This window comes from Citrobacter sp. RHBSTW-00017, assembly GCF_013797615.1.
Classification (GTDB): Bacteria; Pseudomonadota; Gammaproteobacteria; order Enterobacterales; family Enterobacteriaceae; genus Citrobacter; species Citrobacter braakii.
In genome coordinates, this window is record NZ_CP056899.1 from 3048261 (window position 1) to 3061346 (window position 13086).

General features: G+C 47.7%; 13 protein-coding genes and 1 pseudogene. 4 read left to right on the forward strand and 10 right to left on the reverse strand.

The genetic code is table 11. The annotated features are described in order from the left end of the window. Positions 1–143: 143 nt before the first annotated feature. Positions 144–841 (reverse strand): IS1 family transposase gene (locus HV037_RS14840; protein ID WP_223274117.1). Its coding sequence is split into 2 segments (ribosomal slippage): positions 144–592 and positions 592–841, totalling 699 coding nucleotides; the frame shifts between segments, so codons are not numbered across the junction. A gap of 1243 nt (positions 842–2084) precedes the next feature. Here HV037_RS14840 and HV037_RS14845 point away from each other — a divergent pair. Beyond that, positions 2085–3170, forward strand: a complete 1086-nt coding sequence (locus tag HV037_RS14845; RefSeq protein ID WP_103283724.1) for an FUSC family protein — start codon at positions 2085–2087, stop codon at positions 3168–3170. Positions 3171–3373: 203 nt separating this feature from the next. Here HV037_RS14845 and HV037_RS14850 read toward each other — a convergent pair whose 3' ends face one another. The 3 genes from HV037_RS14850 to HV037_RS14860 form a co-directional block, all read right to left on the reverse strand. Continuing rightward, the gene (locus tag HV037_RS14850) at positions 3374–3544 is read right to left on the reverse strand and encodes a hypothetical protein (protein WP_223949811.1); all 171 of its coding nucleotides are present in this window, start codon (positions 3542–3544) and stop codon (positions 3374–3376) included. 342 nt (positions 3545–3886) lie between these two features. Then, positions 3887–4075 (reverse strand): cold-shock protein, encoded by a 189-nt coding sequence (locus HV037_RS14855; protein WP_071600303.1) that lies wholly within the window; start codon positions 4073–4075, stop codon positions 3887–3889. 428 nt (positions 4076–4503) lie between these two features. Beyond that, positions 4504–4716 (reverse strand): cold-shock protein, encoded by a 213-nt coding sequence (locus HV037_RS14860; protein ID WP_005127641.1) that lies wholly within the window; start codon positions 4714–4716, stop codon positions 4504–4506. Positions 4717–5268: 552 nt separating this feature from the next. On the opposite strand from HV037_RS14860, the gene HV037_RS14865 reads away from it, so the two are divergent. After that, the gene (locus HV037_RS14865; RefSeq protein WP_016152687.1) at positions 5269–5481 is read left to right on the forward strand and encodes a KTSC domain-containing protein; all 213 of its coding nucleotides are present in this window, start codon (positions 5269–5271) and stop codon (positions 5479–5481) included. A gap of 139 nt (positions 5482–5620) precedes the next feature. On the opposite strand, the pseudogene HV037_RS14870 reads toward HV037_RS14865, so the two are convergent. After that, positions 5621–5728, reverse strand: a pseudogene (locus HV037_RS14870) (antitermination protein); the annotation flags it as partial. Positions 5729–5966: 238 nt separating this feature from the next. On the opposite strand from HV037_RS14870, the gene potC reads away from it, so the two are divergent. Together potC and potD are read left to right on the forward strand one after the other, a co-directional pair. Continuing rightward, complete coding sequence (potC, locus tag HV037_RS14875; protein ID WP_003030794.1) at positions 5967–6746, forward strand: spermidine/putrescine ABC transporter permease PotC; 780 nt, start codon at positions 5967–5969, stop codon at positions 6744–6746. A gap of 27 nt (positions 6747–6773) precedes the next feature. After that, positions 6774–7820, forward strand: a complete 1047-nt coding sequence (potD, locus tag HV037_RS14880) for a spermidine/putrescine ABC transporter substrate-binding protein PotD (protein ID WP_029139492.1) — start codon at positions 6774–6776, stop codon at positions 7818–7820. Between the two features lie 51 nt (positions 7821–7871). On the opposite strand, the gene cobB is transcribed toward potD, so the two are convergent. The 5 genes from cobB to lolC form a co-directional block, all read right to left on the reverse strand. Continuing rightward, positions 7872–8693, reverse strand: a complete 822-nt coding sequence (gene cobB / locus HV037_RS14885; protein WP_016152685.1) for a Sir2 family NAD+-dependent deacetylase — start codon at positions 8691–8693, stop codon at positions 7872–7874. A 15-nt stretch (positions 8694–8708) separates the two neighbouring features. Continuing rightward, positions 8709–9620 (reverse strand): N-acetylglucosamine kinase, encoded by a 912-nt coding sequence (gene nagK / locus HV037_RS14890; protein WP_103283723.1) that lies wholly within the window; start codon positions 9618–9620, stop codon positions 8709–8711. 141 nt (positions 9621–9761) lie between these two features. Next, positions 9762–11006, reverse strand: coding sequence for a lipoprotein-releasing ABC transporter permease subunit LolE (lolE, locus tag HV037_RS14895; RefSeq protein ID WP_016152683.1), 1245 nt, complete (start codon positions 11004–11006; stop codon positions 9762–9764). Continuing rightward, positions 11006–11707 carry a lipoprotein-releasing ABC transporter ATP-binding protein LolD gene (gene lolD / locus HV037_RS14900; protein ID WP_003832278.1) on the reverse strand — a complete coding sequence of 234 codons (702 nt, stop codon included), beginning with the start codon at positions 11705–11707 and terminating at the stop codon, positions 11006–11008. The genes lolE and lolD overlap by 1 nt, the downstream gene beginning before the upstream one ends. Next, a complete protein-coding gene (gene lolC, locus HV037_RS14905; protein WP_003030806.1) occupies positions 11700–12899 on the reverse strand; it encodes a lipoprotein-releasing ABC transporter permease subunit LolC in 1200 nt (399 codons plus the stop codon). Before lolC ends, lolD begins: the two co-directional genes overlap by 8 nt. Between the last annotated feature and the right edge of the window lie 187 nt (positions 12900–13086).

Here is a 13086-nt window from a genome sequence, read left to right on the forward strand (position 1 = left end):
GAATGGTCCGAAAAAATCATCAGAGAGAAAAGCCAGCAAGGAAGTCTCAACAGGAACAAGAAATAAAATTATTACAGCACTTGCTTTAGATAAATTCGTTACAAACCAAGAATTCATTAACGCATGATGGTAATGACTCCAACTTACTGATAGTGTTTTATGTTCAGATAATGCCCGATGACTTTGTCATGCAGCTCCACCGATTTTGAGAACGACAGTGACTTCCTGCCCAGCCTTGCCAGATGCTGCCTCAGATTCAGGTTATGCCGCTCAATGCGCTGCGTATATCGCTTGCTGATAACGTGCAGTTCTCCCTTCAGGCGTGATTCATAAAGCGGCCAGCCATCCGTCATCCATACCACGACCTCAAAGGCCGACAGCAGGCCAAGAAGACGCTCCAGCGTGGCCAACGTGCGTTCACCGAATACGTGCGCCACAACCGTCCTCCGTATCCTGTCATACGCGTAAAACAACCAGCGCTGGCGTGATTTAGCGCCGACGTAACCCCACTGTTCGTCCATTTCCGCGCAAACAATGACGTCACTGCCCGGTTGTATGCGTGAGTTTACCGACTGCGGCCTGAGTTTTTTAAGTGTCGTAAAATCGTGTTGAGGCCAACGCCCATAATGCGTGCACTGGCGCGACATCCGACGCCATTCATGGCCATATCAATAATTTTCTGGTGTGTACCGGGCTGAGAGGCGGTGTAAGTGAACTGTAGCTGCCATGTTTTACGGCAGTGAGAGCAGAGATAGCGCTGATGTCCGGCAGTGCTTTTACCGTTACGCACCACGCCTTCAGTAGCTGAACAGGAGGGACAGCTGATAGAAACAGAAGCCACTGGAGCACCTCAAAAACACCATCATACACTAAATCAGTAAGTTGGCACCATTACCACGCATGATTAACCAAACATAGCAAGATTTAGTTTTATAGGGAAATCGCACATGATTCTTATCATAAAAATGAATTTAAATAGCTTAAATCGAAAATTATGTCATGCTGCTTAAGACCTTTATCTATCACCCTAAGTTTTCAGGGATTTTGACTCACGGAAGAGTCGTATTTCCTCCATCTCAGCATAATATTTAGGGTCTACCACGAAATTTCCGAGCATGTCAGAGAGGATTACAACGTCAGCTCCGGCTGTTTTGCTTTTGGCAGGAACGGCAAGATTTCCGGTGTGCTTTGCGGCATTCAGGTGGCGGGCAAGATTTGTGGTATCGGTGTGCGGCTGGCAAAGAGTAACAGACAGGATAGAACAAGCCGCATATGGCTGCCTGGGTTATATTTATCAGTAGATTGATCGCGTCTTAATGCCCGGCTGACACTAAGCTCACCATAACAATGCAAGAATCTTATTGTTGGTGCAAACGCACCGTCATAGCACATCACTGAAACAATATGAAACAATCAAACAATCAATACCCATGCTTTTTTGTTTGTTGTTGACATTTAAATCTGCCATTAATTAGGAACCGAATCTGTGGAGGATATTTATGCTCAAACTTTTCCATTACCATTCTCAATACTGGATATTTCTCGCACTTGCACTTTCTGTTTACGTAGTTGCTTTTCGATAACACATGAATAGGTTGTGTACTGCTTCCATCTAATGTAGCCAGAACTTATATCTCATGAGCTTTGGTCCGGGCCTTAGCTCATCAAAGTGCATATGTTATAAATATAATGATACCGTTGCTGATATAAAGCCGTGCACAGAAACCATCTGACCTGTTTTGCTTAGCCTTATAACAACCTGAAAAAGAAAACGTTTTAAACATGCTAACCAGTATTTTGGAAGTCCACAACTTTTTAATATCTGTCAAAGTCAACATGTTGAATTTAAGTCAGGGGCCACTCAAGATGTGTAGAACCGCTTACCACCATAATGGCAAATCCAAAGATAATGTGGGTATTAAAAATTACTTCTTCTTTCGCTACTGCATTAGCAATTGATTAACAATAACCTATATCAGGCATCGCCCTCCTTTTTTATAAGTTAAAAAAGTAAGACGAGTTTATTTTTTCAGTGTATATCTGAACATTCTTTATAATTCTGTCTATGTTAAAGATTTTAACCAATGAAAAACAATATTTTTTCCATTGAACGGAATAAACCGATAAGTCCTTTAGAACTTAAGATTTACCGCAACTATCGCGTAGTTCATGGGATCCGTATTGCTTTAGCATTTGTTATAACTTTCTTACTGATAAGAATGTTGAATTTACCAGACCACTCCTGGCCCCTGATTACACTGGTTGTGGTCATGGGACCAATTAGTTACATGGGCAATGTGATACCCAGGGCACTTGAACGTATGGCGGGAACTGTAGGGGGTGCGATTTTGGGGATCATCGCATTACACATTGAAATGTACTCTCTCACTATGATGATGCTGTGGTGTGGATGCGCAGCTTTCCTTTGTGGTTTTCTGGCCATGAGTAAACGTCCCTATGCCGCATTATTGATTGGTATCACGCTGGCGGTTGTCAGCAGCGCTCCTGCAGGAGACTTACAAACAGCATTGTGGCGAAGCACCAACATTATTATAGGATGCATTCTGGCGATGTTGTTTACCAGCATTTTTCCCCAAAGAGCATTCATTAACTGGCGTATACAACTTGCTGACTTTCTTTCTGATTATCTAAAAATAACAACGGCGGGAGTCTCCCGAAACGTTCTTGCGCCCCCGAGAATGGCCAAACTTCAAACGCGAGCGCTGAATAATGTAGTAAAAATGCGCAGCCTTATTACACCAGTAAATAAAGAAACAAAGATTGCGAAGAGTCTACTTGAAGATATTCAATCGATAACCCGCGATATGATAGCGGCGCAAAAATTTCAGATAAATGCCCACTGGGCATCCCGTGGCAGTCGATTTCTCATATTGAATACTCACACGCTGTCAGATATGGAAAAAATGACCCGTAGCACCCTCAACGCCCTCGCACATGCCTTGCATGAAGGAAACCCAACGCCGATAGCATCAAATAGCGAGCATCTTCTCGAAATTACTAAAGAGTTGCATTGTCTTTTACTCGCCAATGAGGGCGAGGAAATCATTGAAAGCGCCGTTCACGGATATGTCTGGTTGAGCATTCAGCTTGCTATCCAACTTGAAGCACTATCAACCTTAATCACAAAAGCGCTTACAGAAAATAATTGATTTCAATGTCAACCGAAAAATATGTAATCATTATTGCCTCACACCGTCCAGATATCACAACCTATCTTTTAGTAATGAAAAAGGCCTATTTTATTGTGTGGGCCAGAAAAGAAGAGTTTTGCACTACCAGGCTGGATGCCTCTCAGTAGGTCTTTGATTGAGAAACCATAATCCGTGAGCACCGTAGGTGATTTATAGCTCGTTTACAGAACAGATTTTTTCCTGATAAATATCAATATTTCTCTTATCTCATCGGCCTCTTGACCGTGCAAGGCATGACTTTTCCGTTCGAGCAAATCAATGATATTCCCGGTCGTAACCCTTTTGCCATTTTCAAGTAGCTGGATAACTGTTTCACCAATTTCCTGGGCCATAATATGGTTTTGTATGATTCTCAATGCGTTGCCCTTTATATGGTTATTAGTAATACCGTTACACATCAGACATGATGTTAATAGCAAAACAAAAAATACAATTCTTTGCCCAACTTACTTGTATGTTGTACGGATACCCCTGAAATGACAAAACCCCGTTAGAACGAGGTTTTTATTCATGGTGTAGCCATAGAGGATCAAACCCTCGTCTCCTGCAAGTTCAAAAGTCGCCCGCTCAATTCGATGAGGTAGTAGCAGACTGACGGCCCTTGTTGGACTTAAACCAGTGCCTGGCAATGATAATGAATCTTGCCGCCTTAACTGGAAGGTCAGAGCCAAATGTTACTTTCGCAACACCTGTTCATTTGATTTACTGGAAGTATATGGCGCATAGTTATCAGGTGTGATCATTGATGATTTACAAAAAATACACTTTGCACCAAAGGGATTTTTCTCAGTCACATCAAAATGGGAAGTTCTGTACTGTGACCCATGACAACAAGGGCACTTAAAATAAATATGGTCGGTCATGATGTTAGCCTTTATTTGCTACAACACTCACTACCGCAGTGATATCCAAAAGATCTATTTAACTAATAATTTCTCTTGGTTTTCAGTACCAGGTTACAACTCACTATTAAAAGCAATAAAAAATAAATATTTCTTATCAGTTCACATGAGGAATCTAAAATAATATAATTTTCTTTATATTATAGCACCAGCGATTTTTGGGATGTTGTTAGCTTTTACGAATGCACTTAAGCGTGCAAGAAAAACTACAGAGGTAAAACAACAAATGACATTCATAAAATAATCATTTCAACTGTTCTACCCAATGATTAGACTCAGACAACTGTTCAGCTTTATGTCGACAGATGTTGAGTTTCTGAAAAACCAATATATCTACTCAGGCATTCACCGTCTTCGCTATCGTATATTGGTTTACATCAGGAAAAATATCAGGCAGCTACAACGTTTTCAGCTGACGGCCCTTTTGCACCAGCAGTAATGCTGAACTCAACTTTTTGGCCTTCATTCAGCGTTTTAAAGCCACCACTCTGAATAGCAGAGAAGTGTACAAACACATCTTTACTACCATTGTCAGGGGTAATAAAACCAAAACCTTTAGACTCGTTAAACCATTTTACTAAACCAGTCATTTTATTAGACACAGGTAATTCCTTAAATTCTATGTAGCCTTACGGCGAAAAGGGCTTCGCACACAATCTAATTAGTAACGATAAGAAGGCTCAAAAGAAAGGATTATCTGTGGATAACGCTTGAGATGAGAACTGCTTTACTAAACCGCTTTAATGGGTCTGTGTACCTAACCAACCCCTCATTAATCACACACCCCACAAACAATAGCAAGTTATTTTTTCATTTAATTTTTCGCAAAATCTTAGAAATGGAAACTGAGACAGCATAATCAATGAGTTCTGTTCACTAGCAATAACATACAGCCGGTCGCCCCCCGGATAACGAAAAATAAAATAGAATATATTTATCAGTCACTTAAAGGAAAGCCCGTTTCAATCCGTAAAAATCCAGCAACGAATTTTCGTGCTATTTTTCGCAGTTCAGGAAATTAAAGCAACAAAGAAAATCATTTCATCCAACCAGTAAACTCTGAAACAACCATAACATTTACAAAACTATGCTCCTTTTGTTTCATATCAGTGTATTATCAGAGAAGGAAAATTAAAAAATTTGAAGGAGAAAAAATGCAACGACAGGCAATGATTTCATCAAAAATAAAATTTATTGGTTACTACCCATTAGAAAAGATTCTGGAGATAGGGTTCGTAAATTCTTCAACTTTCCAGTATGTGGGCGTTCCAGAAAGCATCTATAACTCTTTTCTCACGGTGCAATCTAAAGGCCGTTTCTTTGACGGTGTCATTAAAGGTAAATTCTTGTGTCGTAAAACAGGGTGATTCAAGCAATTTACGCAGTAGATAGCGTAAAACGCCGTTCTGGTATTTTCTGTTTTTTGTTACCACCGGGCCAGGAAATTGATATCCAAAAAACCACTATTCCCGTCAATTTCGTTACCCTTCGTTAAGCATGCTCCCTGCAGCGTTCACAGGTTTCAAACACTGGGACGCCATGCTCTTTCGTGGCTTTGCAGTCAAGTACCTCCCCTTTTCCACCACAGCGGTAGCGTGCGCTAATTGTTCCCTGAACAGATTGCTATACCGACACTCACAGTCAGCAATGGGTAAAGCGGGTCATTTAAATGGCCTTTTTTTCCCGATCATCCTAAAAATTGTTGTAAAATTCGCGGCCTTAGTGATAGCTGCTTCTTTTTGGCTATCTGTTTTGGCGGGAAGTTTTGGAGAGATTTTGGAGAAGAGAAAAAGTTGATTATTTTCAATACTCTGAAAACATCGCGCCTTCTGAACAAGAAGGTGAAACGCGAATGATCGGTCGGCTGCTCAGAGGCGGTTTTATGACCGCCATCTACGCGTATCTGTATATTCCAATCATTATTTTGATTGTGAACTCCTTTAACAGCTCGCGCTTTGGCATCAACTGGCAGGGTTTTACCACTAAATGGTACGGCCTGCTGATGAACAACGACAGCCTGCTACAGGCAGCGCAACACTCGCTGACGATGGCGGTGCTATCCGCCACGTTTGCCACGCTGATCGGCTCACTCACAGCGGTTGCACTTTACCGCTACCGTTTTCGCGGTAAACCGTTTGTCAGCGGCATGCTGTTCGTGGTGATGATGTCGCCGGATATCGTAATGGCGATTTCTTTGCTGGTGCTGTTTATGCTGATCGGCATTCAACTGGGTTTCTGGTCACTGCTGTTCTCGCATATCACTTTTTGTCTACCTTTTGTGGTGGTGACGGTTTACTCACGTCTGAAAGGTTTTGATGTACGAATGCTTGAAGCCGCCAAAGATCTCGGCGCCAGTGAAGTGACTATTCTGCGCAAGATTATACTGCCTCTGGCAATGCCTGCAGTGGCTGCCGGCTGGTTGCTGAGCTTTACGTTGTCGATGGATGATGTCGTCGTGTCGTCCTTCGTTACTGGGCCTGGTTATGAAATTTTGCCGTTAAAAATCTACTCAATGGTAAAAGTCGGCGTATCACCAGAGGTGAACGCGCTGGCGACCATTTTGTTGGTTCTGTCGCTGGTTATGGTGATTGCCAGCCAGCTTATTGCACGTGATAAAACCAAGGGCCGCTAAGGCCCTTAATTCAGGGGACGTTAAATGATGAAAAAATGGTCACGCCACCTGCTCGCGGCGGGTGCACTGGCACTGGGCATGAGCGCCGCTCACGCTAATGACAATAACACGCTCTATTTCTATAACTGGACCGAGTATGTCCCGCCTGGACTGCTGGAGCAGTTCACCAAAGAGACTGGCATTAAGGTTATCTATTCGACCTACGAGTCGAACGAAACCATGTACGCCAAGCTCAAAACCTATAAAGACGGCGCATACGATCTGGTGGTTCCGTCCACCTATTACGTCGATAAAATGCGCAAAGAAGGCATGATCCAGAAGATCGACAAGTCGACGTTGACCAACTTCCACAACCTCGATCCGGAAATGCTCAACAAGCCATTCGACCCCAACAATGACTACTCTATCCCGTATATCTGGGGTGCGACGGCCATTGGCATCAATAGCGATGCCATCGACCCGAAAACAGTAACCAGCTGGGCCGATCTGTGGAAACCGGAGTACAAAGGTAGCCTGCTGTTAACGGATGATGCGCGTGAAGTGTTCCAGATGGCGCTGCGCAAGCTGGGATACTCCGGCAATACCACCGATCCTAAAGAGATTGAAGCCGCCTATAACGAATTGAAGAAGCTGATGCCTAACGTCGCGGCATTTAACTCTGACAACCCGGCCAACCCGTATATGGAAGGCGAAGTCAATCTGGGGATGGTGTGGAACGGCTCCGCGTATGTGGCGCGTCAGGCAGGTACACCGCTGGAAGTGGTATGGCCGAAAGAAGGTGGGATTTTCTGGATGGACAGCCTGTCTATTCCAGCGAACGCAAAAAATAAAGAAGGTGCGCTGAAGCTGATTAACTTCCTGCTACGCCCGGACGTGGCGAAAGAAGTCGCGGAAACCATCGGTTATCCGACGCCAAACCTGGCAGCACGTAAGCTGTTAAGCCCTGAAGTCGCGAACGATAAAACCCTCTACCCTGATGCAGAAACCATCAACAAAGGGGAATGGCAGAATGATGTCGGTTCCGCCAGCGCTATCTATGAAGAGTATTATCAGAAGCTGAAAGCAGGACGTTAATTCAGCGTTGTAAGGAATGCCCGATGGCGCTGCGCGTATCGGGCATAAAAATCACAGTCCTTTCAATAATTTCTCAACAAACTCAGGCACCACCTGGCTTGCCGGACCGTAATACTTCTCTTCAAACTCGCTTCCTACCTGGCTCGGTTCGAGATTTAGCTCTACCGTATGCGCCCCATGTAGTCGAGCTTCATGCACAAACCCCGCTGCCGGGTATACATGGCCCGATGTACCAATCGCAATGAACACATCGGCCATTGCCAGTGCCATATAAATTTCATCCATGCCCAGTGGCATTTCACCAAACCACACCACGTGCGGGCGCAGCGGCGCAGGAAACTGGCAACAATGGCATTTATCTTCCGCAGTTACATCGCCAGTCCACTCCAGAATCTGCCCGCTTTGCGAACAGCGAACCTTGAGCAGTTCGCCGTGCATATGGATTACGTTCTGGCTGCCCGCACGTTCATGCAGGTTATCAATGTTCTGCGTCACCAGTAAAAAACGGTCACCCAGCTCGGCTTCGAGTTTTGCCAGCGCGATATGCGCCGCGTTAGGCTGGATTTCTGATTGTTGCAACTGATGACGACGGGCGTTATAAAACGACTGGACCAGTTGCGGATTACGACTAAATCCTTCCGGAGTCGCAACGTCCTCTACCCGATGTTCTTCCCAGAGACCATCCGCCGCGCGAAAGGTTCGAATTCCTGACTCAGCGGAGATTCCCGCTCCCGTCAGTACCAGCACTCTTGGTTTTTCCATCAATTCAGGCACCACTCTGTCTCTGAAAAAGATTCGTTGACGCAGGCGATCGCGCATATGGCGTTTATTTTTACGAAAGCGGCTTAACCGATGACCCCGGCGCGACAGCATAACAACCTCTTTGTATTAATCGGTAAGATGTAGGAAAGCGGCTCCGCGCATCCCGCCCGCATCACCGTGCCGCGCCTGCTCAATACGCGGCACCCGGGCAACCGGCAGCAGATGACGTGGCAGTCGGTCCGCCAGTTGCGTCGTAATAGCGGTAAAATTCGACAAGCCTCCGCCAATCACCACCAAATCAGGATCGACGATAGTCAGGATATTCCCAAGGCACACCGCCAGCAAATCCAGATAGCGTTCAACATGGGCACGTGCTTGTTCATCACCCTGCTCCCACAGCGCGATAATTTCACGGGCATCCAGCGATTGATGGTAGTAATGCTGATACAACCACGCAAATCCACCTCCGGAAAGATAGCTTTCGATGCATCCCAGTTGACCGCACCCGCAGCGGCGCAATGGGAAATCAAAGCCCATCAACGTCAGCGCATCGACTGGCAAACGGATATGACCAAACTCGCCGGTGATATAGCTGCGCCCGGTGATGGATTTCCCGTTAAGCACCAGACCGCCGCCAACACCGGTGCCGAGGATCAACCCCATCACGAGTGGATATTGGGTGAACTCGTCATCCCAGGCTTCGGAAAGAGCAAAACAGTTAGCATCGTTATCCAGACGCACATCGCGGTCAAGGCGAGCGCTGAGATCGGCGCGGAGTGGCTTACCACTGGCAGCAGGAACGTTGGCCGCATACAGCGTGCCGTCTTCCGTCTCCGGCATGCCAGGAATGCCGATGCCGACCGAACCTTTATCGCCGAACCGCTGGTCCGCTTCCGTCACCAGATTGCAGACCGCATCAAGGAAAGCGTCATAGCTGTCGCGAGGCGTAGGGACGCGTGTTTCCCATTGCAAACGACGTTGCTTATCAAATACGCCCAGCGCAATTTTGGTCCCGCCGATGTCAAATCCGTAATACATCACCGCTCCTTGATACACGTCATCCTTCAAGATGCCTTGGGGTTGGCTGCGCACTCACCCTCCAGTCACATCGTTATCTATGCTCATGGAGATTTCGGTTTGCCGCCTTACCGCCGCATGAATGCTTTCGTGTATATATTGTTATTGGCCGCTAAGTACTCTCGCAGGATCAATATTGCTGGCGCGACGCGCCGGATACCAACTTGCCAAAAGACTCAGCACGAGTGCTGTCACCAGCACGTAAATCACATCCAGCCAGTGTAATTCCGATGGCAGGAAGTCAATGAAATAGATATCGCCGGACAGGAACTGATGGCCGATAAGCGCCTCAATCCCGTTAATGATCGGCGTCAGTTGCAGCGAGACAACCACCCCAATGACGACGCCTATCAGGCTACCGAACAGACCCGCCAGCAAGCCGTACCAGACAAAAATGGCACGGATAAGGCCATCTTTAGCCCCAAGGGTTCTTAATACCGCAATATCGCCGCTTTTGTCTTTTACCGCCATCACTAACGTGGAAACGATATTAAAACAGGCCACGCCAATCACCAGCACCATCGCCAGATACATAATGGCGCGGATCATCTGGATATCGCGATACATATAACCGTAAGTACCGATCCAGCTCTTAATGTACACATAGTTATTGGTGACTTCACCCGCGTCTCGCACCAGCTTATTGGCGTTAAACACGTCGTTCACTTTCAGCGCGATCCCGGAAACGCTGGATCCCATATCCAGGTATTGCTGCGCGTCTTCCATTGGGATCATGGCAAAGCTGTGATCGAGCTGACCGCTCAGTTGCAGTATCCCGGTGACGTGCAAACGCACGCGTTTAGGCTGCTGTAACTTATGATCCGCACTGGCGTTAGGGATCATAATCGATACCCAGTCGCCCTGCTTCACCTTCAGCGCATCGGCAATTCCCTTACCAATAATGATTTGTTGCTCACCCGCTTTGAAATTATCCCATGCGTGGTTTTGCACAAACGAGGGTAGCGCGCTTAAACGCTGCTCCTGCTGCGGATCAACGCCCTTCACCTGCACTGCGCGTAGGTTCGCCCCACTCTCCACCAGCCCGGTAAAGTTAATATAAGGCGCCGCAGCAGCAATGCCTGGTACCTTCTGTACCTTGTCGAGCGCTTCCTGCCAGTTGTTCCACGGCTGATTCACGGCTTCAATCTCACCGTGCGGCACCACGGCCAGAATACGGTTGTTAAGCTCACGCTCAAATCCGTTCATGGCGCTTAAGCCGACGATCAACACCGCGACGCCCAACGCAATGCCAACGGTGGAAATCACGGAAATCAGCGAGACCATGCCGCCGCGCCGCCGACCACGGCTAAAACGCAAACCAATCAATAACGATAAAGGCGAAGCCATTACTCAGCTCCCATCAGGCTCAGTTCAGCCGTCAGGCGACCATCGCGCATTTCAAGCTGGCGGCTCATGCGCTTCGCCAGTTGCAGATCGTGTGTCACCACCAAAAATGCCGTGCCCTGAGAGCGGTTCAGCTCACCCAGAAGCTCGAAAATGCTGTCCGCGTTACGCGCATCAAGGTTACCCGTTGGCTCATCCGCCAGTACCAGGCGCGGGTTATTCACCAGCGCACGAGCAATGGCCACGCGCTGGCGTTCACCGCCTGACAGTTCAGACGGGCGATGGCTGGCACGATGGTCCAGCCCTACTGCTTTCAGCATATCTCGTGCGCGTTCGGTGATTTCAGCCGGTTTTTTCTTGCCGATCAGCAACGGCATAGCCACGTTTTCCAGCGCGGTAAAGTCCGGCAGCAGATGGTGGAACTGATAAATGAAGCCCAGCTTCTGATTGCGCAGTTCCGCTTTCGCCGCCGACGAGAGTTTGCTCATCGGCTGACCGCTAAAAATGACATCGCCGGAAGTTGGCGTATCCAGCCCGCCTAACAGATGCAGCAAAGTACTCTTACCGGAACCGGAGCTGCCGACAATCGCCATCATCTCACCTTCACCGACGCAAAAACTGACATCGTGCAGTACATCGGTCTGCACTGTGCCTTCCTGATAGCGTTTGCACAGGTTGTCGCATTGCAACAGGATCTTATTCATAACGTAAAGCCTCAGCGGGTTGAGTGGCGGCAGCGCGCCAGGAAGGATAAAGCGTAGACAGCAGCGCGATGGCCATCGCCACCAGCGCAATGACGATAACCTGCAGCGGCTCAATGGCGACCGGCAGCGCAGCCCCATCCAGAAGCACACCGATAATTGGCATCAGGTTGTTCAGTTGACTGGCGAGTAATGCGCCCAGCACCGCGCCCAGCAGCGCGCCGATAATCCCGGCACTGGCCCCCTGAACCATAAACACCATCATTATCTGCCGCGGCGTCAGCCCCTGCGTTTGTAGAATCGCCACTTCCCCTTGCTTCTCCATTACCATCAGACCCAGCGAGGTAATAATATTAAATGCCGCCACCGCCACGATCAGGCTAAGCAGCAGCCCCATCATGTTTTTCTCCATACGCACGGCCTGGAACAATTCCCCTTTCCGCTCGCGCCAGTCCTGCCATTTGGTGCCTTGCGGCAGCGTTTGCTGGCTCAGCGTATCAACCTTTAACGGTTCGTTGAGCCACAGACGCCAGCCGGTAATATTGCCCACCGGGTAACGCATCAGACGTGACGCATCCTGGATGTTGGTCAGCATCTGGTAGCCGTCGACTTCGCTGTTGGCGGCGAAGGTGCCAATTACCGTAAACAGACGCTGGCTCGGCAGACGCCCCATCGGGGTAAACTGGCTGGCTGAGGGCACCATCACGCGAATTTGATCGCCACGATTAACACCCAGTTGCCCGGCAAGCTGCTCTCCGAGGATGACATTATACTTACCCGGCTGCAGATCTGTTTGCTTCACATTGACCAGATATGGCGTTAATGGATCTTTTTGCGCCGGGTCGATACCCAGCATCACGCCGACTGCCACGCTACGCGCACTTTGCAGTACCACATCCCCCGTGGTTATCGGTGCAACGCGGTTGACGCCGTTCAACACCACCGCTTTTTCCGGTAGCTGTTGCGGGTTTAGAGAACCCTGTTCAGACGAGAGGACGGCCTGAGGCATCAGGCCAAGAATATTGTTTTGCAGCTCGCGCTCGAAACCGTTCATCACCGACAACACCGTAACCAGCGCCATTACCCCGAGAGTAATGCCAATGGTGGAGAGCCAGGAAACGAAGCGACCGAAGCGATCTGCTGCACGCCCACGCATATAACGCAGGCCGATGAATAGAGCGACAGGTTGGTACATGAAATCCGTCTGGTTGCTGTTAGCAAAGTCACGAGTATATAAGCGAAAGCGGAATGGGTAAATGACTGAACCGTAAGTGTTCGTCAGCACTATTCTTAAAAGTATAAATAAATCAAACCGCTAAAGTTGTCCCTCTCCCCTGCAACCCTAATCCCTGACCTTTATCCTAAAAAAACAAAATGCAGAC